This is a genomic window from Massilia sp. 05N420 (genome assembly GCF_056397205.1).
Window position 1 is genome coordinate 131,384 of the sequence record NZ_JBFTMX010000007.1, and the last position, 25,681, is coordinate 157,064.

The following is a 25,681-nucleotide window of genomic DNA, read 5'->3' on the forward strand; positions in this document are numbered from 1 at the left end:
CATGGACCACGCCACGCCGGGCGCCACCCTCCAGCTCAGCAAGCACCGCATCGAAGCCCTGGTCGACGGTATCTTCGCCGTCGCCATGACCCTGCTCGTGATCGACCTGCGCCTGCCCGAGCACCTGCGGGCGACGAGCGACGCCCAGTTGCGCGAGGCCCTGGTCGAGCTGCTGCCGAACCTGTATTCCTGGCTGGTCAGCTTCATCGTGCTGGGGATCTTCTGGGTCGCCAACCACCGCGTCTACAGCCATGTACGGCATGTCGACGGCGGCCTGGTGTGGCGCACCATCCTGATGCTGGGCGGCGCCAGCCTGCTGCCCTTCGCGTCGGCCGTCAACGGCCATTTCTTCTCGCAGCTGGCGCAGGGCGTCTACTCCGGTGTGATGATCCTGATCGCCTGCGGCTCGCTGCTGGTGGCGCGCCACATCCACCGCAATCCGCAGCTGTGCGCCCACCCGATGGATGAAGCCACCTATGTGGCCATCTGCACCCGGCTGGCCGCCCTCGGCGTGATCGCCCTGCTGGCGGTGGCGCTGGCCGGCCTGTTCCCGGGCTCGGCCAACTGCGCCTTCGTGCTGGGCTTTACGCTGCGCCCGCTGGGCAATGCGGTGGCGCGCCGGGTCGCTCCACAAGCCGAACAGGCCGCGCCGGCGGACGCGGCGTCCTGATCACCTGGCGCTGTCGATCCAGCGCTGCACCTGGGCTTCGAGGATGGGCAGCGGCAGGGTGCCGTCGCCCAGCACGACCTCGTGGAACTTCGCATAGCTGAACTTCGGCCCCAGCGCCTGCTGCGCCCGCGCGCGCAGCTCCAGGATCTTCAGTGCGCCAATCTTGTAGGCCAGGGCCTGGCCCGGCCAGACCATGTAGCGCTCGATCTGGTTGGCGGCCTGGGCCTCGTTGTAGCCGAGGTTTTCCATCGCATAGGCGATCGCCTTTTCGCGCGACCAGCCCTGGGCGTGCATGCCGGTGTCGACCACCAGGCGCACCGCGCGCAGCAGCTCGTCGTTCAGGTGGCCGTAGTAATAGGCGGGATCGTCGTAGAAGCCGAACTCGCGGCCTAAAGTCTCGCAATACAGCGCCCAGCCCTCGGCATAGGCGGCCGCGCTCGGATGCTCGGTGAAGAACTTGCGGAAGTCCGGCAGCGGCAATTCCTTCAGCAGCGCGGCGTGGAAGTGGTGGCCAGGCACGCCTTCGTGCAGCAGCAAGGTGGCCATGCCCACCGTGTCGTAGTCCTTCGGATCGTTCACCACCGCCCAGAACACGCCCGGATGCGAGCCGTCCGCCGCCACCGGCGTGTAATGGTCGGAGGCGGTGGCGCGGGTCAGCTCGGGTTCGAGCTGGATGTCGAGCCTGGCCTTCGGCAGCAGGGTGAAGTACTGCGGCAGCCTGGCCTCGACCTGGCCGTAGATCTGGCGGTAGCGCTCCAGCACCTGCTGCTCGCTGGTAAAGGGTTTGAATTTCGCCTGCGCCGCCACCCATTGCGGGAAGTCCTTCAGCGGGCCCTGGTAGCCGAGCTTCGGCGCGACCTTCGCCATCTCGCCCTGGATGCGCGCGACTTCTTTCAGGCCCAGCTCATGGATCCGGGCCGGCGGCAGGTCGAGGTTGGTGTTGTTCCTGATGCGGGCCTGGTACCAGGCGGCGCCGTCCGGCAGCGCGCCATAGCCGGCCGTGCTGCGGCCAGCCGGCAGGTAGTCCTTCTCGAGGAAGGCGCACAGGCGCTCGAGCGCCTGGCCGATCCTGACGGCGGCCTGGCGGTAGCCGGCGCCCAGCTCGCGCTTGTCCTTGTCCGCAAAAGCGCCCGGGAAGCGCGTGGCCGGCGAGTAGAACACGCTGGTCTCTGGCGTCTTGCTGCGCAGCTGCTGGAACTGCGGCAGCATGCGGGTCGTGACGATCTTCGGCTGCACCACACCGGTACGGATGCCCTCCTTCATGTTGACGATCGCCTGGTCGATCCAGGCCGGCAGCTGCTCGAGGCGGCGCAGGTAGGCGCGGTATTGCGCCGGCGTCTCCAGAGGCTGCGAACCGGTACCGCTCGCGTAATTGGCCAGGTTGCTGGGCAGGTTGTCGAAGTGGTTCAGCGGCAGCAGGTGTTCCGGGAAGCGTTCGAGGTCGAGCTGGGCCTGGATCTCGGCGGCCAGGATGTCGTAGTTCAGCCTGGCCTTGTCCGACAGGCGCGTGCGGTCGATGGCCTTCAACTGCGTCAGGTAGCCGTGGTTTGCGGCCTGGTAGCGCTTGATCACCTTCGGATCGATCGCCATGCCGAGCTGGTCGTCGTAGCGGCTGTCGCCGTTGGCGGTGGCATACAGCATCGGATCGAAGCGCGCGCGGGTGTCGTAGAACTTCGCGGCGATGCTGTCGACCTTGCGCGCGGCCGCCTGCTCGCCCGCGGAGACCGGCGCGGCCGCGGCATGGACGAAGGTGGCGGGAACGCCGGCGGCGAGGATGGCGGCGGCCAGGCTGGCAGCGCGCAGGGATCGGGAAGATGGATACATGGCTTTTACTTGAATAAAAAATAATAATTATTTGACAAAACTGTCGATTTTGTTCAATGTATTTACACGCAAATAGAGGATTCCGGAAGCTCTTCAACCGAGAGAGAGGGAAGCATGTTCAAGCATTGGTTTCGCCGCCGCAAGTCGTCAGCGCCAGGATCCTCAACGGTAGCTTCGCCTGAAAAAATTCCGCATGCATTTTCTGTCTATCTCGATATGGTCAGGTTGATTGCGGCCGTCAACGTGGTCCTGTTCCACACCTGGCCCCGGTTTTATCCTGATAGTTCCATCAGGTTTCCTGGTCACGAAGCCGTTGTCGTCTTTTTTGTGCTCTCCGGCTACGTTATCGCCTACGCCGCTTCGCGTCCCGGCATCACGTTTTCCATCTATCTGCAACACCGTATCGCCCGTATCGTACCAGTCGCCTGGGCAGCGCTGGCGCTTGGGCTCGCGCTGTCGCTTGAAAAGGGAGAGCCCGCGTTCTGGCCCACGCTAAGGAACATGGTCTTCCTCGGGCAGTCCGGCCTGTGGTGGACGGAAGCGCCACTGAATCCTCCATTCTGGTCGCTGAATTACGAAGTCTGGTATTACGTGATTTTTGCAGCCTGGCTTTATTCTCCGAAGCGCTATCGCAACTGGCTGGTGGCTGCGGCCATGTTGATCGCGGGTCCGAAAATCCTGCTCCTGTTTCCGATATGGCTGATGGGCGTCCGGCTTTACCGCCGCATGCCGGCGCTGAGTCAGCGGCGGGCATGGACATGGTATGTCGCGAGCCTGTGCGTGGCCGCACTGCTATTCTGGTTCAATATTGCCGATTTGCTTCGCGCCTGGCTTTACGCCGTATGCCCGCCAGCGTGGCGCTTGCATTACTCCACCAAATTCGTTTATGACATCCTGCTTGGCCTGCTTGTCACCGTCCATCTTGCAGCCGCCGCCGCAATTGCCCCGGCATTCGGATGGATGAAAAAGATGGAGAAACCGATCCGCTACCTCGCCGGATTCTCGTTCTCGATCTACGTCTTCCACGAACCACTTGGCGACCGTTTATCTCCAGGCATGCCCCCGGTACTTTTTTATGCGGAACTGGCCGCCTGCCTTTTCATACTCGGACAGTTGACCGAGCGCCGCGTCGGCTTCTTCCGCCGCCTGGGCATGCGGTTCAGCCAGCAATCTACCGGCGTCATACGCCTCAGGCCTTGAACCGGCGGAAAGCGCGCGCCACGGCGGCGTGGGCATCCTGCTCGACGACGCTGTTGTGCGCCGTGATGACGCGGGTGAAGGGCCACTGCAGGATCACGCGGGCGCTGCCGGCGGCCAGCATGCGGTCGCGCGTGACCAGGCGCACCGTGCGCGGCACGTCGAGGTGGCCGCGCACCCCGGTCAGGCGCGCATACAGCGCCGTCCGCCAATCCAGTTCGCCGCACCAGCACTGCAGGACGTCGGTCATGATCAGCGTGGCCGAGGCCTTGTGGAACCACACCACCTCGTTCACGAAAGGCATGCCGCGGATGCAGACCTGGTCGAGATCCTGCTGCCACTCCGGCTCGACCGTGTCTTTCAGCTCGATCATGCCCGCCAGGTCGGGGCGCTTGGCGGCCAGGCCGGGCGCGCCGTACAGGGCCGCCTGCGGGAACATCCTTTGGGCGTGCCTGGCGAACAGGTGATGCGCGCGGTTCGGGGCGACGATGAAGGCGACCGTGCCGAGACTGCGCAACTGCCCGGCCACGGCCTCGTCGAAGCGGACCGGCGAATGGAGCCACAGGCGGCCGTCCCTGAAGCGGACCACCGTCATGCGGGACGAGACCGGCAGGCCGGCGGCGCGGAAGCCGCGTTCCATATGCCAGAGATCCGGGGCGATTTGTTTGAGCATGGCCCTATTGTAAAATAGTTACATGCTAAGAATCAGCCTCGACGCCCTCCTCACCGTGGACACCATCGCCCGCCGCGGCAGCTTTTCCGCCGCCGCCAAGGAATTGTTCCGCGTACCTTCGACGATCTCCTATACGGTATCCAAGCTCGAGGAAGACCTCGGCGTGCAGCTGTTCGAGCGCTTCGGCCCGCGCGTCGTGCTCACGCCCGCCGGCGAGGAACTGCTGAAGGAAGGCCGCTACCTGCTGAAGGCGGCCGGCGACCTGGAGAGCCGGGTGCGCCGCGTCGCCTCCGGCTGGGAGACCGAATTCACGATCGGCATCGACTCGGCGCTGTCGCCGCTCGGCCTGAACGAGGATATCCGCGCCTTCTATGAAGTGGCGGACCAGACCCGGCTGCGCATCGTCAAGGAAGCCCTGTCCGGCACCTGGGAAAGCCTGCTCGACCGCCGCGTCGACTTCCTGGCCGGCGCCGCCGGCGAAGGGCCGTCCGGTGGCGGCTACACGGCCGAGCCGATCGGCAGGCTCTCCTTCGTGTTCGCGGTGGCGCCCTCGCATCCGCTGGCCGCCGTGCGCCACCGCCTGGGCAAGGCCGAGCTGAGCGAGCACCGCGCGGTATCGGTGGCGGACTCGGTACGCCTGCTGCAGGCACGCACCGTGGGCCTGCTGTTCGGCCAGGACACCCTGACCGTGCCGGACATGCAAACCAAATACGACTTCCAGCTGGCCGGCCTCGGCTTCGGCTTCCTGCCCGAAGCCTGGGCCAGGCCGGCGATCGAGGCCGGCCGCCTGGTCGAGAAGGAGGTCGAGGAGCCGCGGCCGGACGAGACCCTGTTCATGGCCTGGCGCACCGGCGAGGAAGGCGCGGCCCTGAAATGGTGGCGCGAGCGCCTGCGCGACGCATCGCCGGTGCAGCGCATGCTGGCCATGAACTGTCCAGTGGAACGTCCACTGCCCGGCTGATACCGCTCGGCAGGGCGCGCGCCGCGCAGGTCACGGTCCTGTCATAATCGGACTCTACACTTCGTTGCCACGAGTGAAATATTCGAGCCCAATGGACATGAAGTCAAAACCGGATGAGGCGCTGGTCGCGCCCATCGCCGACAGCCCGGCCCTGTTCCTGAACCGGGAGATATCGCTGCTGGAATTCAACCGGCGCGTGCTGGCACAGGCCGAGGATCCTTCGGTGCCCCTGCTCGAGCGCCTGCGCTTCCTGTGCATCGTCAGCAGCAACCTCGACGAATTCTTCGAGGTACGGGTCGCCAGCCTGCTGGCCCAGCACCGCCACCAGGCCGGCATCGACGACAGCGGCAGCGTCAACCTGGACGGCGTCAGCGAGGAATGCCGCAAGATCATCGCGCGCCAGTACGCGCTGCTGAACGACGAGATCCTGCCGCGCCTGTCCGAGAACGGCATCCACCTGCTGCGCCGCTCCGACCGCAACGCCGCCCAGAAAGCCTGGGTCAAGCAGTACTTCGACAAGGAAGTGCGTCCGCTGCTGACGCCGATCGGCCTCGATCCGGCCCACCCCTTCCCGCGCGTGATCAACAAGAGCCTCAACTTCATTGTCGAACTGGCCGGCAAGGACGCCTTCGGGCGCGGTACCGGCATCGCGATCATGAAGGCGCCGCGCGTGCTGCCGCGCGTGATCCGCCTGCCGGACGAGCTGTCCGACAAGCCGGGCGCCTCCTACTGCCTGCTGTCCTCGGTGATCCAGGCCCACATGGCCGACCTGTTCACCGGGCGCGAAGTGGTCTCGTATTCGCAGTTCCGCGTCACCCGCAACAGCGACCTGTGGGTCGACGAGGAAGAGGTCAAGAACCTGCGCCAGGCCCTGCAGAGCGAGCTACACAGCCGCAACTACGGCTTCGCGGTGCGCCTGGAAGTGGGCCGCGGCTGTCCGCCGCACCTGGCCGACTTCCTGCTCGACCAGTTCTCGATCGACCGTTCGCGCCTGTTCGCCGTCGACGGCCCGGTCAACATGGGCCGCCTGCTGGAGATCGTCAACACCAATGCGCGGCCCGAACTGAAGTTCGCGCCCTTCGTGCCGGGCTTTCCGGCCAAGCTGGTCAACCGCCAGGACATCTTCAACGTGCTGGGCCGCCAGGACGTGCTGCTGCACCACCCCTTCCAGTCCTTCGAACCGGTGATCGACTTCATCCGCTGCGCGGCCGCCGACCCCAACGTGGTGGCGATCAAGCAGACCATCTACCGCGCCGGGGAAAATTCCGAGCTGATGGACGCGCTGATCGCAGCCACGCTGCGCGGCAAGGAAGTCACCGTCATCGTCGAGCTGATGGCGCGCTTCGACGAGGAAGCCAACATCAACTGGGCCGAGCGCCTGGAAGAAGCCGGGGCCCAGGTCGTCTACGGCGTGGTCGGCCTGAAGACCCACGCCAAGCTGGCCCTGGTGCTGCGCCGCGAACCGCAGGGCCTGCGCCGCTACGCCCACCTCGGCACCGGCAACTACAACCCGACCACGGCCAAGCACTACACCGACTTCGGCCTGCTGACGTCGAGCGAGGACATCACCGCCGACGTCAACGAGGTCTTCATCCACCTCACCAGCATGACGCGCCCGACCCAGCTCTCGAGCATCTGGCTGGCGCCCTTCTCGCTGCAGAAAGAAATCGTGAAGGCGATCCGCCAGGAAGCCGCGATCGCGCGCGAAGGCAAGCCGGCGCGCATCATCGCCAAGATGAATTCCCTGACCGACGAGTCGGTGATCCGCGCCTTGTATGACGCCTCGAACGACGGCGTGCGCATCGACCTGATCGTGCGCGGCGCCTGCTCGCTGCGGCCCGGCGTGCCCGGCCTGTCGGAGAACATCCGGGTGCGTTCGATCGTCGGCCGCTTCCTCGAGCACAGCCGGATTTTCTACTTCCGCAACAAGCTGCAGCACGACGTCTACCTGAGCAGCGCCGACTGGATGAACCGCAACCTGTTCCGCCGTGTCGAAATCGCCTTCCCGGTCCGCTCGCCGGCCCTCAAGAAACGGGTGATCCGCGAAGGCCTGCAGGTCTACCTGAAGGACAACGTCAACACCTGGGAACTCGGCAGCGACGGCCACTACCGCCGCCGCAAGCCGCGCGGCAGCCAGGCGGCGTACAGCGCCCAGCAGCAGCTGATGGAGACCCTGGGCATGGGCACGGCCGACCAGCACGACAAGGAACTCAACCTGGAGATGACAGAACATGGAACTGATCCTGTGGCGGCACGCCGAGGCTGAAGCGCACAAGCCGGACGAGGCGGCCGACCAGCTGCGCGTGCTGACGCCCAAGGGCGCGCGCCACGCCTCGCGCGTCGGCGCCTGGCTCGACCGCCAGCTGCCGGCCCAGTGCCGCATCCTGTCCAGCCCCGCCACCCGCTGCGTTCAGACCGCCGAGGGACTAGGCCGCAAGTTCCAGACCGTCGACGCCCTCAACACCGACTCGACGCCGCAAACCATCCTGGAAGCGAGCGGCTGGCCGAATGCGCGCCTGCCGGTGGTCATCGTCGGCCACAGTCCGCTGCTGGGCCAGGTGGCCTCGCTGATCTTTTGCGGCGAGCCGCACGAGTGGAAGATCCGCAAGGCCAGCGTGTTCTGGATTGCGCACAAGGGCGAGGCGGATCCGGCGCCTTTCGTGCGGCTGGCAGTGGGGCCGGACCTGGTCGGGAAGCTGCGCTGAGCACCTTGTTCGCCGGCGGGGCCGTTCAGGCCCCGGCTTGCCGTGGGTCTTGATTGCACTGTCGGTTAGTTGCAGATCTTTCGCCCGCCGCTCTCACTTCAGGCTTTGCAGCGCCCGCGCCAGGCCGGGATAGCGGAACACGAAACCTTCCCGCTCCAGCCGCGCGGGCACCACCCGCTGCCCCTCCAGCAGCAGGTCGGCCTGCTCGCCCAGCGCCAGCCGCATCGGCCAGCCCGGCGTCGGCATCAGCGCGGGGCGGTGCCAGATGCGCGCCGCGATGCGGCTGAACTCCGCCTGGCTCACGCACTCGGGCGCCGTGAAATTGGTGGCGCCGCGCCGCCCCTCGCCGCCGCCGGCCTTGGCGGCCTGCCGCCAGCGATGCGCGATGGCCCGCACCAGGTCGTCCACATGGATCCACGAAAGCCACTGGCGCCCGCCGCCCAGGCTGCCGCCCAGCCCCATCCGGATCGGCAGCAGCAGCATCGGCAGCGCCCCGCCCTTGCCCAGCACCAGGCCGAAGCGCATGCACTCGACCTGCACGCCATACCGCGCGGCTTCACCCGCCGCCTCTTCCCATTCGCGGCACAGGTCCGACATGAACATCGGCTGCGGCGGCGCGCTCTCGTCGAGGGCGGTCTGGTCGCCGATCTTCTGGATGCCGTAGTAGCCGATCGCGGACGCCGACAGGAACACGAAAGGCTTGTGCTCCGCTCGCGCGATCCAGTCGACCACGCCCCGGGTGAGCCCGATGCGGCTGCGGCGCAGCGCTTCCTTGCGCTTGCCGCTCCAGCGCGGCCCGAGGATGCGGGCGCCGGCCAGGTTGACGACCACCTCGACCCTGGTCGCCGGGTCCAGCCCGTCCATCGAGGCGATGCAGCGCACCCTGCCGCCGAAGAGCCGCACGGCCTGCTCCGGCTGCCGGGTCAGGGCGATCACCTGGTGGCCGTCGCGCAGCAGCGCATCCACCAGGTGCCGGCCGACGAAGCCGGTGGCGCCGGTCACCAGCACGGTGCGCTTGGTCTCGTCGAACACGATGATCGGCGATGCCTGGATGTCGGTGGCGGCTTTCATGTGCTCTCCTTGTCGTTGGGGCCGAGGAAGCGGGCGACCTTGCCGCCCATTTTCAGCATGCGCTGCAGGGTCTGCGGCGACAGGTGCCTGTAATCGTCGAAGCCGGCGCTGAGCATCTCGAGGAAGTCGAGCGTGGTCTGCATGCGGGCCAGGGCGGCGGCGTCGAGTTCGCGGTCCTGCGTGCCTTCGATCGCGCACTCTCGCAGCACGCTCAGGGTCGGGTCGATCTCGCGGCGCTTGCGCTCCTCGACGATGACCCGGAAGATTTCCCAGACGTCCTGCAGGGCCGTGAAGTGGTCGCGGCGGTCGCCCAGCACGTGGGACACGCGCACCAGCTTCCAGCTCTGCAGCTCCTTCAGGCTGTTGCTGACGTTCGAGCGCGCCACGCCCAGGGTGTCGACGATGTCGTCGGCGGTCAGCGGCCGCCCCGCCAGGAACAGCAGCGCATGGATCTGGGCGACGGTGCGGTTGACGCCCCAGCGGGTGCCCATCTCGCCCCAGTGGAGGATGAATTTCTGCGCGGTCGGGCTGTTCAGCATGGTTTTCTCTGGCTTCTGTTAATACAGAAATTAAAGAACATACTGAAACCGTTGTCAAACTGTTTTTGGAAATAGTGTCGGGCCGACACGTAAATAGTGCACAATGCTTTACCTGCCAAGCGTATCTACCGATGACATCTACCCTCCCGACTTTCCAGGCGCTTGCCTGCGACGATCCCGGCGTCTATCGCACGCTCCTGGAATCGACCAAGGCCATCCCGTGGCGCATCGACTGGACCACGATGCGCTTCACCTACATAGGCCCCCAGATCGAGGAACTGCTGGGCTGGAGCCCGTCGAGCTGGCTGACCGTGAACGATTGGGCCGATCGCATCCACGAGGAGGATCGCGAAAAGACAGTCGCTTTCTGTGTGGCGCAGTCGCAGCGGGGCGTGGACCACGAGGCCGACTACCGGGCCCTGACGCGTCATGGCGACCATGTCTGGATCCGCGACGTGGTGCACGTGGTACGCCGGCCGGACGGCAGCGTCGATTCCCTGGTCGGCTTCATGTTCGACATCACCGCACGCAAGCAGGCCGAGGACAAGATCCTTCAACTACAGCGTGAGCTGGAGGTCCTGTCCTACCGCGACAGCCTGACCGGCATCGCCAACCGGCGCATGTTCGATACCGTCTATGCCGTCGAATGGGCAAAAGCCTGCGAAACCGGCGAAGCGCTGTCGCTCGTCATCATCGACGTCGATTATTTCAAGCAATACAACGATCACTATGGCCACGTGCATGGCGATGAATGCCTGCGGCGCGTGGCCCAGGCAATGGAAGCCGGCGCTTCGCTTCCGGGCGAATTGTGCGCCCGCCTCGGCGGCGAAGAATTCGTGCTGCTGCTGCCGGCGACCGGCCAGCAAGCCGCCCTCGACAAGGCGGAACGCTGCCGCAAACTGCTGAAGCAGAAGGAAATTCCACATGCCCGCTCGGGTGTCGGGCGGCTGGTGACCGTCAGCATGGGCGTCGGCACCATCGTTCCCGGCCCCAAGGACGACCCGAACGTATTCCTCGACCGCATCGACCGGCGCCTCTATCAGGCGAAGTCCGCGGGGCGCGACCGGATCTGCGACGCCGAGGCCTGATCGCCCCGCGATGCGTTTCCCATAGAACCTTACAACATCGAAAAGGAATTAACCGGTGAACGTTGACGTTCGCCGTCGTGCCACCGTTGGTGCGCGGGAAGCCGAGAGGGGGTTTGACATGCGTACGACATTGGCATTGACGCTGGCGCTGCTGCTGGGTGGCTGCACAACGCAAGCGGACCGGGCCGCGCAACAGCAGCGCGAAGTGGACGAGATGATCGCGGTGTACGGTCCGGCGTGCGAAAGACTGGGAAATGCGCGCGACTCCGAGCAGTGGCGCTCATGTATCCTCACGATGGACACCAAGCACGCCATCGAGCGCTACCGGACTTCGCCGACGACAACGACCTGCTTCGGCCATCGCGGCTTCTTTAACTGTTCGACCTTCTAGACCTGCGCCACCTGGAAGCCGACCCCGACCTCGCCCCAGGCCACGACTTCCTTCTCGAACCAGGCCGCCACCGTCGGATGCTGCTTCAGCCAGCCGCGCGGCGTATCGATCTCGATGCGGTTCTTCATGCGCAGCTTCAGGCCGTCGACGTCGGCGTCCACGCGCGCGTGCATGAACACGGCCGCCAGCCGGATCGCCAGCACCGCGCGCGCCAGGTCGGGTGTGCCCAGCGCCTCCCTCACCTTGCGCAGATTGCCCTTCTGGGCCAGCACGATGGTGCTCAGCAGGCGCTGCTCGCGGTTGGTGAAGCCCGGCAGGTCGGCATGCTCGACGATGTAGGCGGCGTGCTTGTGGGCGCCGGTGTGGGAGATCGCCAGCCCCACTTCGTGCAGCATGCAGCTCCACAGCAGCTGGCGGCGCGTGGCATCGTCGGCCGGACCCAGCCTGTCGTAAAGCTGGCGCGCGATCGAGGCGGTGCGCAGGGCGCGCTGCTCGTCGACGCCGAAGCGGCGCATGCAGTCCTGGATCGCGCTGTCGCGGCGGTCGCTGCGGCGGGCGCGCAGGTCGAGGTCGGACAGCACGCCCAGGCGCAGGCCGGCATTGATGGCGTTCATCGCGCGCACCCCGAATTCCTCCATCGCGCCCAGCAGCACGCTGAGGCCGCCGGCCATCACGATCACGCGCTCGCGCTTGATGCCGGGCAGGTCGAAGGCGTCGGCGTGGCCGGCTTCGATCAGCCGGTCGCGCAGCACCAGCATGCTGTCGAAGGACATGCTGCCGTCGCCGAGGCGGTTGCGGGTGATGACCTCGTTGATCGCGCGGATCGTGCCGGACGAGCCGTGCACGGCTTGCCAGCCGTGGGCGCGGTACTGGGCGGCGGCGTCCTCGAAGCGGGCGCGGGCACCGTTGACGGCGGCTTCGAAGGAGGCGGCGTCGATGCGCCCGCCGGGGAAATAGGTGGCGCTCTGCGGATGGGTGCCGATGCTGAAGGATTCGACCAGCTGGATCTCGTCGCCGCGGCCGGCGATCACCTCGGTCGAGCCGCCGCCGACGTCGATCACCAGGCGCTGCTCGCCCGGCCGGCCGAGCGCGCAGGACACGCCCATGTAGATCAGCCGGCCCTCCTCCTCGCCCGAGATCACTTCGATCGGATGGCCGATCGCCGCTTCCAGGCGCGGCAGCAGGGCCTCGGCATTGGTGGCCACGCGCATGGTGTTGGTGGCAACCACCCGCACCGCGTCCAGCTTGTGCTGACGCAGGATGGCGCCGAGGCCGCGCAGGCTGCGCACCGCCGTTTCCATGGCCTCGCTGCTCAGCGCCCCGTCGGGCTGCAGGCCGGCCGCGAGGCGGATCGGGTCGCGCGCGGTGCGCACGATGTGCATCTGGCCGGCGATCGGTTCGCCGATGTGGAGGCGGAAGCTGTTGGAGCCCAGGTCGACGGCTGCGTACATGAAATTGAGATAGGTCCGGGGTGGCGTTGTGTGCAGTATAGCCGCCATGGACGCCGGACCCGTTTCCATCTCACTTCAGTGCTTCGTCCAGCACCCTGCCCTCGGCGCCGGCCGGGGCACGCAGGCGCAGCAGGTGGGCCAGGGTCGGCGCGATGTCGACCACCTCGGCATACTGCGGCGCGGCGCCGCTGCGGATCCAGGGGCGGCCCATCAGCACCAGCGGCACCTGGGTGTCATAGGCGTAGGGCGTGCCGTGGGTGGCCCCGCTGTCGCCGCTGCCGAACGACGAGTAGGCGGTCGGCACCAGCACCAGGTCGCCGGACAGCTCGCGGTTCCAGGCCCGCTGCATCAGCAGCGCCAGCCGCGACTTGCCTGCCACGCCCTGCTCCAGCTGGCTGCGGGTGAAGACTTCGGCGATGCCGGGCTGGCCCAGCAGCCAGCGGGCGGCGGCGTCCTCGACCTCCCGGCGCGGCAGCTTGTGGCGCTCGATCGCGTCATAGTCGAGGTAGACCTCGGGCGCGTAGGCATGCTTCACCAGGCCGGCGATGCCGAAGCGCTTGCCCAGCTCGGCCTCGAGACCGGCGACGAGCGGCTTCTGGTCGATGCGGCGGGCGTCGATGTGGCGGCTCCTGGAGAACTCGGCGGTATTCGCGAAACCGTGGTCGGCGGTCAGCACCACCAGCACCTGGTCCTTGCCGACGCGCTGGTCGAGGTAGCGGAAGAACTTGCCGAGCATGCGGTCGAGCTGCTGCAGGTGGTCGTGCGACATCCGGCTTTCCGGGCCATAGGCGTGGTTCACGTAGTCGTGGCCGGACAGGCTGACGCCCAGCAGGTCGGTGGCGCCGCTGGCATTGCCGCCGAGCTGCTCGCCCTCGATCGCGGCCTGGGCGAATTCCAGGGTCAGCTCGTCGATGGCCGGGCTGGCCTTCAGGCGCGTGTAGTAATCGGCCCCCGGTTCGCCGCTCTCGCTGTAGAAGGTGAAGGAAAAGCGGTTCGGGCTCTTCAGGCTCGGCTCGGGGTCCGGCGCATCGTCGACGTAGGCGCCGGCGGGAAGCAGCGGCTTCCAGGACTTCGCGTAATAGCGGTCCTGGGGCCTGGCCTGGTTGAAGCGTTCGGCCCAGGCCGGGTGCTGCTGCATGTAATAGGTGCTGGACGCGAAGTCGCCGGTCTTGTCCATGAACATATAGGCGGTACCGGTCTTGCCGGCCAGGAGGATGGCGCCGCGGTCCTTGCCGGACACCGCCACCACCTTGCTGCGATTGCCCGAGGCGTAGCGCAGCTGGTCGCCGAGGGTGTCGACGCGCAGCCTGGCCGGCGAGGTGCCGTCATGCTCGCCGGTCTCTTCGCCGATGTATTTGTAATTCGCATCCTCGGTGCAGTAGACCAGGCGGCCGCTGGCGTCGATCCAGTTGTTGCCGATGATGCCGTGGCGGTAGGGATAGGCGCCGCTCAATACCGCCGAGTGGCCGACCGCCGTCACCGTCACGCCGTGGGCCTGGTGGGCGTTGGTGAATTGGGTGCCCTGCTCCAGCAGGCGGCGCAGGCCGCCGTCCGGCGCGAACTGGCCGCGGTAGCGCTGCAGCTGCTCGGCAGGCAGGCCGTCGATCACCATTACCAGCACCAGTTTGGGCGGCGGGGTGTCGCGGACCGGGGCGGCGGCGGCATCGAAGGAAGCGCCAGCCAGTGCGGCGGTGCAGGAAACGAGTAGGGAGAAGCGCTTGATGGATGGCATGCGCGCATTGTAGGAAGCCAATGTGTCAATTTGATGACATTCCCATCACACCAGCGGCGACACGGTGCTGCCGCCGAGTTGCTTGTTCGCCGCATACCGGGGTGATGCTCAGCTCCAGCGCCCAGGCCAGCGGCAGCGTCACCGACATCGACCTGCACGAGTACGCGCGCGCCCGGAGCGAGACGAAGGTCAAGCTGGCGTTCGCGGACGGCAGGGTGAGCTAATGGTCGAACGGCCTGACTTCGGAGGCGTCCACCAGCGACCCAAGTCAGCCGCTTCGCTTCGACGGCCAGCAAAACTTCGACGTCAGCTTCCTCAACGACAGCGACGCCACCGCCTCCGGCTATCTGGTTGCCGATGCCTTCGTCTGGACCTCGACGCCCGCCCTGCCCGTGCCCGAACCGTCGATGGCCTGGATGCTGGGGCCTGGCCTGCTGGTGCCGGGCCGGCGTGGACGCGGTAAACGTCCGGGGCCGGTCCCTGCGCTGTGACAGTCCGCGCATTTTGCGCGGTCCCATGCCGCTAGAATGGCCGGATGAGCATTCCACTTCCACGACGGACGGCCTACGGCCTGGGCCTCAGCCTGCTGGCGCATGCCGCGGTGCTGGCCTGGCTCGTGCAGATGGCGCCGCGGGTGCCGCCCGACGATGCGCCGGTGGCGAGCATGCAGCTCACCCTGCTGCGCTTGGCGCCGCCGCGCACCGAGGCCTTGCCGCCGCCGCAGCCGCCGCAGCCGCCGCAATCGTCCCGCGCGAGGACCGCGAGTCCTGCCGCCGCCCAGGCAAAACGCGCGGCGCCGGCGTCTGAAGCAGCCAAGGCCGCCGGGCCGCCGCCCGTCATCATGCTGGCGCCGCAGGATGAAGCCGTGGCCGCGGAGAGCGCCCCGGCGCACAGCGCCGCCGCCGTCAGCTTCGACCTGCAGGCCGCACGCGGCGCCGCACGCGCCTATGTGAAGGGCGAAGGCGCCGGCAGCGGCGGCGCCGACGGCCGCGGACGTCCGATGCGCGCCACCCGCGACGAAAAGCTGGGCGAGGCGATCGAGCGCGCCAAGCCGGCCGACTGCCGCAACGCCTACGCCGGCCTGGGCGTGCTGGCCGTGATCCCGCTGGCCGCCAGCGCCGTCACCGGCAAGGGCTGCAAGTGGTGAACGCGTAGCGATCGCCTAACCGCGGTGCACGTCGCGCCAGGCCAGCATCTCCGGCAGGCGCTCCTCTTTCTCGGGGTCGAAGCCGCAACGGTCCTCGAAGCGGGCAGGGTTCTCGTCGGTCCCGAACGGGCCAGCCGGGCCCCGCAGGGGGGCAGGTCGTTGGCGGCGAAGATGCTGGAGGAAGGCCTATGTGAGCCATTTCGATTTCGTGATGGTCGCCACGATTCCGTCTTTCCTGGCCTGCTGGTTCGCACCCGTCCACCACGACGACGGCAGCGGGTCCGCGGAGGGATTCAGATCGGATCCGTCGCCAGCTTCGAGCGCCGCACCGGCGCCCTGATGCCGTAAAACCGCGCCGACTGGCGCACCAGCTGTTCGAACCAGGGCGGTGCGTCGGGCGCGATCACGATGCTGCGCAGCAGCCGGGACGGGTCGATAGGTACTACGATTCCGGAGTTAAATGACTCCGGAATCGGATCGCGCCCTGTACGATCGATAATGAACCGCACTTCCTTTTCGTACTCGTAGGCCTTGGTCTTGTAGGCGAAGATGCGCGCATAGGCGGGCGAGACATCCAGCTTGAGATCGCGCCAGTGCTTGACGTACTCGACCCGCTCGATCGCGATATCGTGTTCGTTGTCCACGCCGCGCAGGGTGTCCGCCAGCTGGCCGACCGTGCTGGTCAGCGCCACCGCGCATCCCGACTTGCCGTACAGCGCCCACATGGCGGCGCTGTCGTCCTGGTTGCGGTGCCAGCAATTGATGAAAACGGACTCGCGCATGCGCCGCTTGAACAGGGTCGCATTCTCGAAAAAATCGAAGAGTTTGGCGGCGTCCAGATAGCGCCACAGCACGGTGTCCGGCCTCAATTGATCGTTGATCCTGGGTTCGACAAAGTTTCTTGCTTCGAGGGTGTCGCCGGGTCATTCTGTTTCGTATCACGGATAGGTTTGTACGATTGTAGTTCGGCGGGCGCTGCTTCCGGCGGCAAGGCCGTCGTCTCCAGTGCGCTTGTAGGAATGCAGGAAGGAATAAGGATTGATGGCGCCGCCCGCCGTATAGATGCCGTAATGCAGGTGGGGCGGCGTGGTGATGGCGTTGCCGGTGTTGCCGACATAGCCGACGATCCTGCCGGCATCGATCCGCATGCMGGGATGCACGTCGCCATAGCTGTCCAGGTGGGCGTAGTAATGGCGCTGGCCGCCCGGTCCCAGCACCCACACGACCTGGCCGCCGAGCCGGTTGGTGCCGACCCGCATCACGATGCCTTCGGTGGCCGACAGCACCGGCGTGCCCCGCCTGGCGAAGATGTCGATGCCTTCGTGCCTGCGGCCCTCGCTGCGCGCACCGCCCCAGGTATCGACCAGGCGCGAGGACCGCACGCCCGCGACCGGCACCGGCAGCGTGGCCGGCGTGGGCATGGCGCCGAGGCGGATGGCATAAGCGATGTTTTCCAGCCAGGGCAGCGTCACGCCTTCGAGAGCGATCAGGCCAATGGCAAGGACAGGGGCAAGGACCAGGCGCCGGACGAAGGTAGGCATGCAGGCCAAATGGGGCCGGGCGGCCGGATTCCCAGCGGTGCGGGCGCCGCCTGCCGCATGCCTGTGCAAGAATGAAAGGCCCAACATCGATACGTACGGCGATGACTCAGACCGTTTCCACCATCGGCCACTCGAACCGCTCGATCGAGGAATTCGTCGAGCTGCTGAAGCGCAACCATATCGCCTGCGTGCTCGATATCCGCACGGTGCCGAAGTCGCGCCATAACCCGCAGTTCGGCCAGGACCAGTTGCCCGGATCGCTGGCCGCGGCCGGCATCGAATACCGCTACCTGGCCGGGCTGGGCGGGCTGAGGCGGCCGCGTCCTGATTCGCCGAATGCCGGCTGGCGCAACACTTCCTTTCGCGGCTACGCCGACTACATGCAGACCGAGGAGTTCGCGCGCAACCTCGATAGCGTCATCGAACTGGCGCAAGACCGGCGTTGCGCCCTGATGTGCGCCGAAGCCGTGCCGTGGCGCTGCCACCGCTCGCTGGTGGCCGACGCGCTGTTGGTGCGCGGCATTCCGGTCGAGGAAATCATCGGTCCGCAAACGCCGCGCCCGCACAAGCTCACGCCCTTCGCCCACGTGGATGGCCTGCACATCACCTACCCGTCCGACACCCAGCGCCAGGACGAGGCGCAGGGCGATCTTTTCTAAAAGGGTGTAGACAACATTTCCCGTCCAGGTCGGCGGCGATGGCAGAGCGGCTGCGATTCGGCGCGGCATCCCGGCCGAGCTCGACCAATTGAACTTTTGAACACGCCTTACGTTCTAAGCACGGAAACGCTCAGTTCAATGAACGGCAGGAGGAATGCAAATGGCAAACACCATCAAGCTGAACGTCAATGACAGCGCTCAGGTTCAGTTGCCCCAAAAGGTCTCGGTCCTGACCGCCGAGCCCAATGTCTGGTTGCTCATCTATTCCGGCATCGCTGTGCAAAGGCAACGCGCCGAGGGGAGCTCCGGTTTCCTGGGCATAGGCGCACACACGTCGGAGACCGACGCTGTCGTTGAGGTGACGATCGATCGGATCTCTGGCGTTCTGCTACAGGCAGCGACGAGCGCAAGCATGGCCAACATCCTCGAGGAGGAGACCTGGGGACAGTGGATCATCTCGTCGACCGGCCTTTCCATTCGCGACAACGGTGATCTCGTCCTCACGGTGAACACCTCGGTGACAGGCGAAGGCGATGCCGAGTTCTGGTCCTTCTACTACAACGTGAGCGCCAAGCTTGTCCTGGATGAAGCCAGCATCAGCGGGAACATCCGGTGGTCCAAGAACCTGGCCACGCCACACGCCTCGACGCACTTTTCAATCAGCGCCGATACCAAGGTGACGGTCGCCATCCCCGGGCAGTTCCCGTTCGACAAAGTCACCGTAGAGGCCGTCGGCCTCGAAGGAAGCGTCAACGCAGCCGACCCCAACTTCTATATTGTCCCGTATACGATTAAAGGCGCGCTGCTCGGCAAGAGCTTGACCGTTGCCGTGTCGCCGATACCTGCTGCCTTCACCCCGGGCCCGGCGTTTGGGTTCGGCGAGCTCGTGGTGACCCAGACAGGTGGCGCCAGCCCGATCCAACTCACCCCAGCGAATCGCCACATAAGCGGCGTTGACTTCGAGATGCAATTCCTGCCCGCGCCGAAATAGCAAGGCGAAAGAACGGGAGGTTCAGGCGGGCATTGCTTTCGTTTACACCCTCTAATGTTCAGTCCGGCATCGCCCGCAGGTTGGCGCGCACCCGCGCCAGCAGGTCCCGCAGCGCGTCCTGCTCTCCTGCCGTGAAGCCCTGCAAGGCCTGCTCCTTCAGCCGGCCGTCATTGCTGTGCAGGGCGGCGTGCACGGCGCGGCCTTCGGCGGACAGGCTCAAACGCGAACTGCGGCGGTCCGCCTCGTCGGCCTGGACTTCCAGCAGGCCGCGCTCGCGCAGCGCGCGGATCTGGCGCGCCACCTGGGCCTTGTCGCGGCCGGAATGCGCCACCAGTTCGCTCTGGGTGGCGCCGGGATGGCGGGCGAAGAAGCCGAGCGCCTTCACCTCCATGTGGGCGAGGTCGTTGGGCCCATCGCGCAGGCTGCGCTGCTGGGCCGAGCGGTAGAGATGCATGATCGCATGCATGGTCTCGAGCACGTCGTCGACCGGACGTCCCGCATGTTGGTTGACTTGATCAACTTGTTTCGGCATAATGGATGACATTATCAACTAATTTTCGGAGTGAGGATGACTGACGTTCACACCCAGGATCCGGCGCCGCTGATTCAGCGCGTACGCCACGAACTCAAGCTGCGCAAACTGGAAGTCAGCAACATCGACACCCTGTCCCCCGGCTTCCTCGGCATCACCTTCACGGGCGAGGCGCTGGCCGACTTCAGCTCGCTCTCCTTCGACGATCACGTCAAGCTCATGTTCGGTGAGGACGATGAACAGGTTCGGCGCGACTATACCCCACGCCGCTTCAGCCGGGAAGCGCGGGAACTGGTGATCGAATTCGCCGTCCACGGCCACGGCAAGGCTTCCGACTGGGCGCGCAATGCAAGCATCGGCGACCGCCTGCTGGTCGGCGGACCGCGCGGCTCGATGATCGTCCCGCTGGAGCTGGACTGGCATCTGCTGGTGGGCGACGATACCGCCCTGCCGGCGATCTCGCGCCGCCTGGAAGAATTGCCGGAAGGCAGCCGCGCCTTCGTGTTCGTGATGGCCGGCGAGGCCGACCGCCGCAAATTCGCCGGCCAAGCCAAGCTCGAGCTGCACTGGGCTGCCACGAACGAGGAATTACTGGCGGCGCTGGAGCAACTGAGTTTGCCGGCCGCGCAGACCGGCTTCGCCTGGGGCGGCGGCGAAGCCTCCCTGATGGCGCGGGTGCGCCAGATGCTCGTCGACAAGGGTGTGCCGAAACAGCATATGCGGGTGTCTAGCTACTGGAAACGTGGCGTGGCCGACCATCATCACGAGGAACTGAGTTAAGCCACCCATTCCGCTCCAGCACAAAGCGGTCGAAATCGCTGGCCAGGAAGAGCCGGCCCTCATACACCTCCCGCGCTTCCCGCTCCAGGTCGGCCATCGTCAGCCCGCCTCGCGTTGACTCCTCCTTGCTTTGCTGGTAGCGCGGGCTGAAATGGGTCAGCACCAGGTTCGGCACCCCGGCCCGGCTTGCTGCCAGCGCCGTCATGCGGGCGGAACTGTGCTGGGGCCCCGGCCCGACCTTCCGCAAGACCTCTTCCGTATAGGTCGCCTCGTGGATCAGCACCTCGGCGTCAACCGCCTCATCGACCAGCAGGCCTGGACTGTCGTTGTCGCCGCCGACGATCAGCTTCCTCGGCTTGCGGCCCGGCAGCAGCCAGTCGCGCGGGTCGAGGACGCGGCAGTCGTCCAGCACCACCTGGCGGCCGTGCTGCAGCTCGCCCCAGGCGGCGCCGCGCGCCACCCCGCCCGCCTCCAGCTTGGCCGTGTCCAGCTTGCGCTCGACCTCCCGCTCCGTGAAGCTGTAGGCCCATGAAGGCATGCGGTGCGACAGCGGCGTCGCCACCACCCGCAGGTCGGGCAGCACGTCGATCTCGTCGCCCCGGGTGACGTCGACGTAATCGACCGCGAACGGCAGGCCCAGCTCGGTGGTCGCCATCACGCCCTCCAGGAAAGGCCGCAACTGCGGCGGCCCGACCAGGGCCAGCGGCGCGGTCCGGTTCAGCATGCCGGCGCTGGCCAGCAGTCCGGGCAGGCCGTAGCAGTGGTCGCCGTGCATGTGGGTGATGAAGATGGCGCGCAGTTCGTGCAGCGACCAGCTGGTGCGCAGGATGCGGTGCTGGGTGCCTTCGCCGCAATCGACTAGCGACCAATGGCGCGCCGCGCGCGCGCCGCCCAGCGAGCGCAGCGCCAGCGCCGTCACGTTGCGGGTCCTGCTCGGGGTGCCGGATGAGGTGCCGAGGAACTGGAATTCCATGCCTTGCCTTCCTGTGATGGTATGGAGCGCATTATCGGGCCGTTTCGCCCCTCCCGCGGCCAGTTTCGCGCCGCCAAAACCGGGCTTCGTCATTTCGCGCTTGCCCGCGCCGCCCGCTCTGGCGACAATTCGATGAATATTAGCAATCAGGAAAGCCGATGCGCACTCTTTCTCCTACGACCGGTCCGGGCCCGGCGCCACGCCGCCCCCTGCTCGCCTTTGCCGGCATCTTCGGCCTAACGGTGCTCATCAGCGGCTGGGCAGCGGTCCTGATGACGCTGGCGGCGGGCCGTCCGGATCAGCTGTACACCGAACTGGTCGTCTCGCTCTGCATCGGCATGGTCGCCCTGGTGGTGGTGCTGGGCGCGCGGCGGGTTTTCTGGCGCGACTCGGCGCGGCACAGCCGCTGGCGCTTTGTCCTGCTGGCCCTGCTGGTGCCGGCGGCGCCGGTCGTGCACTACCTGGGCCTGAGCATCGGCAGCCTGATCCTCGGCCTCGACATGCCCGACCTCGCCCACTACTTCACGGTACCGCGCTTCAGCATGGTCCTGTTCACCATGCTCAGCTCCTTCGGCCTGCTCGGCATCGTCGTCGCCCGCGAACGCATGGACCGCATCAAGCTCGAACGCAGCGAAGCCCATGCGCGCGCCGAGACCGTCGAGCGCCAGGCCCTGCAGGCCCAGCTGCGCCTGCTGCAGGCCCAGATCGAGCCGCACATGCTGTTCAACACCCTGGCCAACCTGCAGGGCCTGATCGCCATCGACCCGCAGCGCGCCGGCCAGATGCTGGACCAGCTGATCCAGTACCTGCGCGCCACCCTCAGCGTGTCGCGTGACGAGACCACCACACTGGAGCAGGAATTCACCGCCCAGCAAGCCTATCTCGGCCTGATGCAGGTGCGCATGGGCGCCCGCCTGGCCTACCGCTGCAGCCTGCCGGAGGAGCTGCGCACGGTGCGCCTGCCGACCATGCTGCTGCAGCCGCTGGTGGAGAACGCGATCGTCCACGGTCTCGAGCCGAAGGTGGACGGCGGCACGGTCACGATCGCCGCCGCGCGCAACGGCGACCTGCTGGAGATCAGCGTGTGCGACACTGGCCTGGGCCTCGGCAGCGCCCCATCCCGCAAGGGATGCGGCGTCGGCGTGGCCACCACCCGCGAGCGCCTGCAGGTGCTGTACGGCCCGCGCGCGAATATCGAACTTTCCCCGGCCGCGCCCCAGGGCACGGTCGCCCGCATCCACCTTCCCCTGGAGTTTCCATGACCGCATCGATGGCCGCAGCCCGGCCTGTCCGCGCCCTGATCGCCGAAGACGAACCCATACTCGCCGCCATCCTCGCCCAGTCGCTGCAGCGCCTGTGGCCCGGACTCGAGATCCTCGGGCCCGCGCCGAACGGCCTGGCGGCGGTGGAGCAGGCGCTGGAACTGCGTCCGGACGTGCTCTTCCTCGACATCAAGATGCCCGGCCAGACCGGCCTCGAAGCCGCCGAGGAGCTGGCCGAGCGGTGGGACGGCGCCCAGCCCTTCCCGGAGGTCGTGTTCGTGACCGCCTACGACGACTATGCGCTGAAGGCCTTCGAGCAGGCCGCCGCCGACTATGTGCTGAAACCCGTCAGCGACGAGCGCCTGCGCCGCACCGTCGAACGTCTGCGCCAGCGCCTGGGCAGCGCCGGCGGACCGGCCCACGACGGCGGCATGGCGGCCCTGGTCGAGCAGATGCGCGCCCTGCTGCCCCAGGCCGCGGCGCCGGAGCGCCTGAGCATGATCCGCGCCGCGGTCGGCAATGTGGTGCGCATGATCCCGGTGCAGGACGTGGTCTACTTCCAGGCCCTGGACAAGTACGTGACCGTCGCCACCGCCGACAGCGAAGCCCTGATCCGCCTGCCGCTCAAGGAATTGCTGTCCCAGCTCGACCCCGCCCTGTTCTGCCAGGTCAGCCGCGGCGCCATCGTCAACATGAAGCAGGTGGCCAGCGCCAGCCGCGACGAGATGGGCAAGCTGACCCTGGCCCTGCACGGCCGCAGCGACCGCCTGAAGGTCAGCCCCCTGTTCGCCCACCTGTTCAGGCAAATGTAGCAGCTCTCAGTCCTCGATCTCGTCGGGCGATGTCTCCGGCGCCGCCAGCACGTCCTCGATGGCGGCGTCCGGCGCCACATTGGTCACCTGCAGCACGTTCGAGGCGATGTTCACGAAGGCCGGCGCCGCCACCTGTCCGCCGTAGTGGTAGCGACCCGAAGGCTCGTCGATCATCACCGCCACGATGAAGCGCGGCGCCGACATCGGCACGATGCCGACGAAGGAGGCGATGTACTTGCGCGGGAAGACATAGCGCCCGTTCTCGGCCTTGTAGGCGGTGCCGGTCTTGCCGCCGACCCGGTAGCCGGGAATGCGCCCGTTCTTCGCGGTGCCCTGCACCACCACGTTCTCCAGCATCTCGCGCATCGTGCGCGCGGTGGCCGGCGAGATCACCCGGGTGCCGGCCGGCGTTCCCGTGCTCTTCTCCAGGGTCAGCGGGACCACCTTGCCGTCGTTGGTGAAGATCGTGTAGGCGCGCGCCAGCTGCAGCAGCGAGACCGCGATGCCGTTCCCGTAGCTCATGGTGGCCTGCTCGATCGGGCGCCAGGAGCGGTAGGGCCGCACCCGTCCGGCCGCGGCGCCGGGAAAGCCCAGCTGCGGCTGCTGGCCGAAACCGAGGCTGGTGAACATCTCCCACATATCCTTCGCCGGCAGGCCCAGGGCCAGCTTGGCGGTGCCGATGTTCGAGGAATAGCGCAGCACGTCGCTGACGCTGATGATGCCGTGGGCGCTGGTGTCCGAGATCGGCGCGCCGTTGATCACGTAGCGTCCCGGCCCGGTATCGATCATGGTGTCCGCGCTCACCTTGCCGCGGTCGATCGCCAGCGCCACCGTGAAGGGCTTGAGCACCGAACCGGGTTCGTAGATGTCGGTGATGGCGCGGTTGCGCAGCGCCGGGCCCTTGAGCGCGCCGGCGTCGTTGGGGTCGTAGCTCGGGTAATTGGCGAGCGCCAGGATTTCCCCGGTATGCGCATCGACCACGATGGCGCCGCCCGCCTTGGCCTGGAACTTCTCGACCGCCTCCTTCAACTGCTTCGAAGCGACGTACTGGACCACGCTGCTGATCGACAGCACCGAATCCTTGCCCGGCTGCGGCCTGAGGTCGGTGCCGACGTCCTCGACGATATTCCCGAGACGATCCTTGATGACGCGCCGGTGCCCGGACGCGCCCTCTAGCCGGGTCTGGTGGGCCAGTTCGATGCCTTCGAGTCCCCTGCCCTCGCGGCCGACGAAGCCGACCACGTGGCTTGCCATGTCGCCCTGCGGATAAACACGGCGGAAGCCGTCGGTAAAGCCGATCCCGCGGATCTTCATGGCGCCGAGCTGCCGGGCGACGGCGGGGTCGACCTGGTTCTTCAGGTAGACGAAGTTCTTCGCGGTCGCGATGCGCTTGGCGATCTCCGCCTCTTGCAACTGCAGCACCCCGGCCAGGCGGCGCAGGGTGTCGGGTTCGGCCTCCCGCAGGTCTTCCGGAATCGCCCATACCGTCACCGCCGGCACCGAGGTCGCGAGGGTATGGCCGGCGCGGTCGACGATGCGGCCGCGGGTTCCCGGCAAGTCGAGGGTCCGCGCATAGCGGTAGGCGCCCTGCTTCTGCAGGAACTCACCGGACCAGACCTGCAGCCAGACGGCGCGTCCGGCCAGGCCCAGGAAGGCGCACAGCAGCACGCATTGCACCACGCTGGAGCGCCAGCGCGGCAGGCTTTCGGCCAGCAGGGGGTTGGCGGCGAAGGGCCGGCCATTGCGTGCCGCCACGCGGCTTTTTCGGGTGAATCTTCCGATCATTCTTGTTCTTTCAGGGGGCAGCCCGGTACCCGTTGTGAATCGAAGGCAGGTAATGTAACGTAGTGCATTGCGGAGGTTTGGCGCACATCGGATATGAAACATCGACAAACGGACATCTCATCGGCCGACATCCAGGAATTGCAGGCCCTGCGGACCCTGCTGCGGCCGGTCTACGGCCACCTGCACGGCCTGCCGAACCGCGCGATCGGACAGCGCCACCGCCATCCCTGGGCCCAGTTCTCGTATGCCGTGCGCGGCGTGCTGGAAGTGATCACCGACAGCGCGCGCTACATGGCGCCGCCGCTGCACGCCGTATGGGTGCCGGCCGGCGCGCCGCATGCCGTGCAGCGCTTCGAGGGAACGGAGATCCGCAGCCTGTACGTCGATCCGGCGGCCATCGCCGAAGCCGGCGGAGAATGCCGGGTGGTGACGGTCACGCCCCTGCTGCGGGAGTTGATCCGCGGCTTCAGCGAATACCCGGTCGAGTACGACGAGGCCGGCGAGCAGGGCCGCCTGGTGGCGGTTCTGCTCGACCAGCTGGCGCGCGCGCCGCAGGCCGGCCTGGCGCTGCCATGGCCCGGCGACGCGCGCCTGCGCAAGATCTGCCGCGAGCTCGAAGCGCATCCGGACAGCGCGCGCACGCTGTCCGAACACGCGGCGCGCCTCGGCGTCTCGGAAAAGACCCTGAGCCGCCTGTTCCTGCAGCAGACGGGCCTGAGCTTCCGCGCCTGGCGCCAGCGCCTGCGCATCCTGGCCGCCCTGCCCATGCTGGAACGCGGCCACCGCGTCACCGACGTTGCCGTCGCCTGCGGCTACGACAGCATGTCGGCCTTCATCGCCGCCTTCCGCTGGTTCACCGGCGTGACGCCGGGCGAGTTCTTCCCGCGCGATCAATAG

General features: G+C 67.0%; 25 protein-coding genes. 14 read left to right on the top strand and 11 right to left on the bottom strand.

The features are described from left to right. Window position 1: 1 nt before the first annotated feature. Window positions 2–670 (top strand): TMEM175 family protein, encoded by a 669-nt coding sequence (locus tag AC1DIX_RS06330; protein ID WP_477322876.1) that lies wholly within the window; start codon window positions 2–4, stop codon window positions 668–670. On the opposite strand, the gene AC1DIX_RS06335 is transcribed toward AC1DIX_RS06330, so the two are convergent. Next, entirely contained in the window at window positions 671–2,494 is a 1,824-nt protein-coding gene (locus tag AC1DIX_RS06335; RefSeq protein ID WP_477322878.1) for a DUF885 domain-containing protein, read from the bottom strand. Window positions 2,495–2,608: 114 nt separating this feature from the next. Between AC1DIX_RS06335 and AC1DIX_RS06340 the strand changes: the two genes are divergently transcribed. Then, a complete protein-coding gene (locus AC1DIX_RS06340) occupies window positions 2,609–3,694 on the top strand; it encodes an acyltransferase family protein (protein WP_477322881.1) in 1,086 nt (361 codons plus the stop codon). On the opposite strand, the gene AC1DIX_RS06345 is transcribed toward AC1DIX_RS06340, so the two are convergent. Continuing rightward, window positions 3,684–4,364, bottom strand: coding sequence for a DUF4336 domain-containing protein (locus tag AC1DIX_RS06345; protein ID WP_477322885.1), 681 nt, complete (start codon window positions 4,362–4,364; stop codon window positions 3,684–3,686). The two genes, AC1DIX_RS06340 and AC1DIX_RS06345, sit on opposite strands and share 11 nt — an antisense overlap. A gap of 22 nt (window positions 4,365–4,386) precedes the next feature. Here AC1DIX_RS06345 and AC1DIX_RS06350 point away from each other — a divergent pair, with 22 nt between their 5' ends. The 3 genes from AC1DIX_RS06350 to AC1DIX_RS06360 all read left to right on the top strand — a co-directional run bounded on the left by AC1DIX_RS06350 (window position 4,387) and on the right by AC1DIX_RS06360 (window position 8,030). Further along, window positions 4,387–5,325 (top strand): LysR substrate-binding domain-containing protein, encoded by a 939-nt coding sequence (locus AC1DIX_RS06350; protein WP_477322889.1) that lies wholly within the window; start codon window positions 4,387–4,389, stop codon window positions 5,323–5,325. A gap of 91 nt (window positions 5,326–5,416) precedes the next feature. Next, window positions 5,417–7,591 (top strand): polyphosphate kinase 1, encoded by a 2,175-nt coding sequence (gene ppk1 / locus AC1DIX_RS06355; protein WP_477322891.1) that lies wholly within the window; start codon window positions 5,417–5,419, stop codon window positions 7,589–7,591. After that, window positions 7,557–8,030: a SixA phosphatase family protein gene (locus AC1DIX_RS06360; protein ID WP_441933581.1), complete on the top strand. Its 474-nt coding sequence runs from the start codon at window positions 7,557–7,559 to the stop codon at window positions 8,028–8,030. Before ppk1 ends, AC1DIX_RS06360 begins: the two co-directional genes overlap by 35 nt. 93 nt (window positions 8,031–8,123) lie before the next feature. Here the strand turns inward: AC1DIX_RS06360 and AC1DIX_RS06365 are convergent, their stop codons facing one another. Both AC1DIX_RS06365 and AC1DIX_RS06370 read right to left on the bottom strand, forming a co-directional pair. After that, window positions 8,124–9,101, bottom strand: coding sequence for a TIGR01777 family oxidoreductase (locus AC1DIX_RS06365; protein ID WP_477322894.1), 978 nt, complete (start codon window positions 9,099–9,101; stop codon window positions 8,124–8,126). Continuing rightward, the gene (locus tag AC1DIX_RS06370) at window positions 9,098–9,640 is read right to left on the bottom strand and encodes a GbsR/MarR family transcriptional regulator (RefSeq protein ID WP_477322896.1); all 543 of its coding nucleotides are present in this window, start codon (window positions 9,638–9,640) and stop codon (window positions 9,098–9,100) included. Before AC1DIX_RS06370 ends, AC1DIX_RS06365 begins: the two co-directional genes overlap by 4 nt. 131 nt (window positions 9,641–9,771) lie before the next feature. Here AC1DIX_RS06370 and AC1DIX_RS06375 point away from each other — a divergent pair, with 131 nt between their 5' ends. Then, entirely contained in the window at window positions 9,772–10,728 is a 957-nt protein-coding gene (locus AC1DIX_RS06375; protein ID WP_477322898.1) for a diguanylate cyclase domain-containing protein, read from the top strand. A 118-nt stretch (window positions 10,729–10,846) separates the two neighbouring features. Then, window positions 10,847–11,119 carry a hypothetical protein gene (locus AC1DIX_RS06380; protein WP_477322900.1) on the top strand — a complete coding sequence of 91 codons (273 nt, stop codon included), beginning with the start codon at window positions 10,847–10,849 and terminating at the stop codon, window positions 11,117–11,119. On the opposite strand, the gene AC1DIX_RS06385 is transcribed toward AC1DIX_RS06380, so the two are convergent. Both AC1DIX_RS06385 and AC1DIX_RS06390 read right to left on the bottom strand, forming a co-directional pair. After that, window positions 11,116–12,570: a Ppx/GppA phosphatase family protein gene (locus AC1DIX_RS06385; protein ID WP_477322902.1), complete on the bottom strand. Its 1,455-nt coding sequence runs from the start codon at window positions 12,568–12,570 to the stop codon at window positions 11,116–11,118. The two genes, AC1DIX_RS06380 and AC1DIX_RS06385, sit on opposite strands and share 4 nt — an antisense overlap. Window positions 12,571–12,640: 70 nt before the next feature. Then, entirely contained in the window at window positions 12,641–14,302 is a 1,662-nt protein-coding gene (locus AC1DIX_RS06390) for an alkaline phosphatase family protein (protein WP_477322904.1), read from the bottom strand. A gap of 535 nt (window positions 14,303–14,837) precedes the next feature. On the opposite strand from AC1DIX_RS06390, the gene AC1DIX_RS06395 reads away from it, so the two are divergent. Then, a complete protein-coding gene (locus AC1DIX_RS06395) occupies window positions 14,838–15,449 on the top strand; it encodes a hypothetical protein (protein WP_477322906.1) in 612 nt (203 codons plus the stop codon). 293 nt (window positions 15,450–15,742) lie between these two features. On the opposite strand, the gene AC1DIX_RS06400 is transcribed toward AC1DIX_RS06395, so the two are convergent. Both AC1DIX_RS06400 and AC1DIX_RS06405 read right to left on the bottom strand, forming a co-directional pair. Beyond that, window positions 15,743–16,318: a hypothetical protein gene (locus AC1DIX_RS06400; protein WP_477322908.1), complete on the bottom strand. Its 576-nt coding sequence runs from the start codon at window positions 16,316–16,318 to the stop codon at window positions 15,743–15,745. 69 nt (window positions 16,319–16,387) lie between these two features. After that, window positions 16,388–16,990 (bottom strand): M23 family metallopeptidase, encoded by a 603-nt coding sequence (locus AC1DIX_RS06405; protein WP_477322910.1) that lies wholly within the window; start codon window positions 16,988–16,990, stop codon window positions 16,388–16,390. 101 nt (window positions 16,991–17,091) lie between these two features. Here AC1DIX_RS06405 and AC1DIX_RS06410 point away from each other — a divergent pair, with 101 nt between their 5' ends. Continuing rightward, window positions 17,092–17,649: a DUF488 domain-containing protein gene (locus AC1DIX_RS06410; protein WP_477322912.1), complete on the top strand. Its 558-nt coding sequence runs from the start codon at window positions 17,092–17,094 to the stop codon at window positions 17,647–17,649. A 160-nt stretch (window positions 17,650–17,809) separates the two neighbouring features. Further along, entirely contained in the window at window positions 17,810–18,640 is an 831-nt protein-coding gene (locus AC1DIX_RS06415) for a hypothetical protein (RefSeq protein WP_441933603.1), read from the top strand. A gap of 58 nt (window positions 18,641–18,698) precedes the next feature. Here AC1DIX_RS06415 and AC1DIX_RS06420 read toward each other — a convergent pair whose 3' ends face one another. Beyond that, window positions 18,699–19,172, bottom strand: a complete 474-nt coding sequence (locus AC1DIX_RS06420) for a MarR family winged helix-turn-helix transcriptional regulator (RefSeq protein WP_441933605.1) — start codon at window positions 19,170–19,172, stop codon at window positions 18,699–18,701. A 36-nt stretch (window positions 19,173–19,208) separates the two neighbouring features. On the opposite strand from AC1DIX_RS06420, the gene AC1DIX_RS06425 reads away from it, so the two are divergent. Beyond that, on the top strand, window positions 19,209–19,952 hold the full coding sequence (locus AC1DIX_RS06425; protein ID WP_477322915.1) for a siderophore-interacting protein: 744 nt from the start codon (window positions 19,209–19,211) through the stop codon (window positions 19,950–19,952). Here the strand turns inward: AC1DIX_RS06425 and AC1DIX_RS06430 are convergent. Continuing rightward, entirely contained in the window at window positions 19,900–20,925 is a 1,026-nt protein-coding gene (locus AC1DIX_RS06430; protein ID WP_477322917.1) for a ribonuclease Z, read from the bottom strand. The two genes, AC1DIX_RS06425 and AC1DIX_RS06430, sit on opposite strands and share 53 nt — an antisense overlap. Window positions 20,926–21,083: 158 nt before the next feature. Between AC1DIX_RS06430 and AC1DIX_RS06435 the strand changes: the two genes are divergently transcribed. Then, window positions 21,084–22,187 carry a sensor histidine kinase gene (locus AC1DIX_RS06435; protein WP_477322919.1) on the top strand — a complete coding sequence of 368 codons (1,104 nt, stop codon included), beginning with the start codon at window positions 21,084–21,086 and terminating at the stop codon, window positions 22,185–22,187. Then, complete coding sequence (locus tag AC1DIX_RS06440) at window positions 22,184–22,999, top strand: LytR/AlgR family response regulator transcription factor (protein WP_477322921.1); 816 nt, start codon at window positions 22,184–22,186, stop codon at window positions 22,997–22,999. The genes AC1DIX_RS06435 and AC1DIX_RS06440 overlap by 4 nt, the downstream gene beginning before the upstream one ends. 6 nt (window positions 23,000–23,005) lie before the next feature. Here the strand turns inward: AC1DIX_RS06440 and AC1DIX_RS06445 are convergent, their stop codons facing one another. Continuing rightward, the gene (locus AC1DIX_RS06445; protein WP_477322923.1) at window positions 23,006–24,784 is read right to left on the bottom strand and encodes a peptidoglycan D,D-transpeptidase FtsI family protein; all 1,779 of its coding nucleotides are present in this window, start codon (window positions 24,782–24,784) and stop codon (window positions 23,006–23,008) included. Between the two features lie 93 nt (window positions 24,785–24,877). Between AC1DIX_RS06445 and AC1DIX_RS06450 the strand changes: the two genes are divergently transcribed. Then, a complete protein-coding gene (locus AC1DIX_RS06450) occupies window positions 24,878–25,681 on the top strand; it encodes an AraC family transcriptional regulator (RefSeq protein ID WP_477322925.1) in 804 nt (267 codons plus the stop codon).

Coding starts and splice junctions, on each gene's coding strand:
- AC1DIX_RS06385 (WP_477322902.1), bottom strand. CDS start 12,570: ATGTACGCAGCCGTCGACCTGGGCTCCAACAGCTTCCGCCTCCACATC.
- AC1DIX_RS06410 (WP_477322912.1), top strand. CDS start 17,092: ATGACTCAGACCGTTTCCACCATCGGCCACTCGAACCGCTCGATCGAG.
- AC1DIX_RS06370 (WP_477322896.1), bottom strand. CDS start 9,640: ATGCTGAACAGCCCGACCGCGCAGAAATTCATCCTCCACTGGGGCGAG.
- AC1DIX_RS06340 (WP_477322881.1), top strand. CDS start 2,609: ATGTTCAAGCATTGGTTTCGCCGCCGCAAGTCGTCAGCGCCAGGATCC.
- AC1DIX_RS06380 (WP_477322900.1), top strand. CDS start 10,847: ATGCGTACGACATTGGCATTGACGCTGGCGCTGCTGCTGGGTGGCTGC.
- AC1DIX_RS06360 (WP_441933581.1), top strand. CDS start 7,557: ATGGAACTGATCCTGTGGCGGCACGCCGAGGCTGAAGCGCACAAGCCG.
- AC1DIX_RS06395 (WP_477322906.1), top strand. CDS start 14,838: ATGAGCATTCCACTTCCACGACGGACGGCCTACGGCCTGGGCCTCAGC.
- AC1DIX_RS06445 (WP_477322923.1), bottom strand. CDS start 24,784: ATGATCGGAAGATTCACCCGAAAAAGCCGCGTGGCGGCACGCAATGGC.
- AC1DIX_RS06345 (WP_477322885.1), bottom strand. CDS start 4,364: ATGCTCAAACAAATCGCCCCGGATCTCTGGCATATGGAACGCGGCTTC.
- AC1DIX_RS06350 (WP_477322889.1), top strand. CDS start 4,387: ATGCTAAGAATCAGCCTCGACGCCCTCCTCACCGTGGACACCATCGCC.
- AC1DIX_RS06435 (WP_477322919.1), top strand. CDS start 21,084: ATGCGCACTCTTTCTCCTACGACCGGTCCGGGCCCGGCGCCACGCCGC.
- AC1DIX_RS06440 (WP_477322921.1), top strand. CDS start 22,184: ATGACCGCATCGATGGCCGCAGCCCGGCCTGTCCGCGCCCTGATCGCC.
- AC1DIX_RS06450 (WP_477322925.1), top strand. CDS start 24,878: ATGAAACATCGACAAACGGACATCTCATCGGCCGACATCCAGGAATTG.
- AC1DIX_RS06365 (WP_477322894.1), bottom strand. CDS start 9,101: ATGAAAGCCGCCACCGACATCCAGGCATCGCCGATCATCGTGTTCGAC.
- AC1DIX_RS06375 (WP_477322898.1), top strand. CDS start 9,772: ATGACATCTACCCTCCCGACTTTCCAGGCGCTTGCCTGCGACGATCCC.
- AC1DIX_RS06330 (WP_477322876.1), top strand. CDS start 2: ATGGACCACGCCACGCCGGGCGCCACCCTCCAGCTCAGCAAGCACCGC.
- AC1DIX_RS06425 (WP_477322915.1), top strand. CDS start 19,209: ATGACTGACGTTCACACCCAGGATCCGGCGCCGCTGATTCAGCGCGTA.
- AC1DIX_RS06335 (WP_477322878.1), bottom strand. CDS start 2,494: ATGTATCCATCTTCCCGATCCCTGCGCGCTGCCAGCCTGGCCGCCGCC.
- ppk1 (WP_477322891.1), top strand. CDS start 5,417: ATGGACATGAAGTCAAAACCGGATGAGGCGCTGGTCGCGCCCATCGCC.
- AC1DIX_RS06430 (WP_477322917.1), bottom strand. CDS start 20,925: ATGGAATTCCAGTTCCTCGGCACCTCATCCGGCACCCCGAGCAGGACC.
- AC1DIX_RS06390 (WP_477322904.1), bottom strand. CDS start 14,302: ATGCCATCCATCAAGCGCTTCTCCCTACTCGTTTCCTGCACCGCCGCA.
- AC1DIX_RS06420 (WP_441933605.1), bottom strand. CDS start 19,172: ATGCCGAAACAAGTTGATCAAGTCAACCAACATGCGGGACGTCCGGTC.
- AC1DIX_RS06415 (WP_441933603.1), top strand. CDS start 17,810: ATGGCAAACACCATCAAGCTGAACGTCAATGACAGCGCTCAGGTTCAG.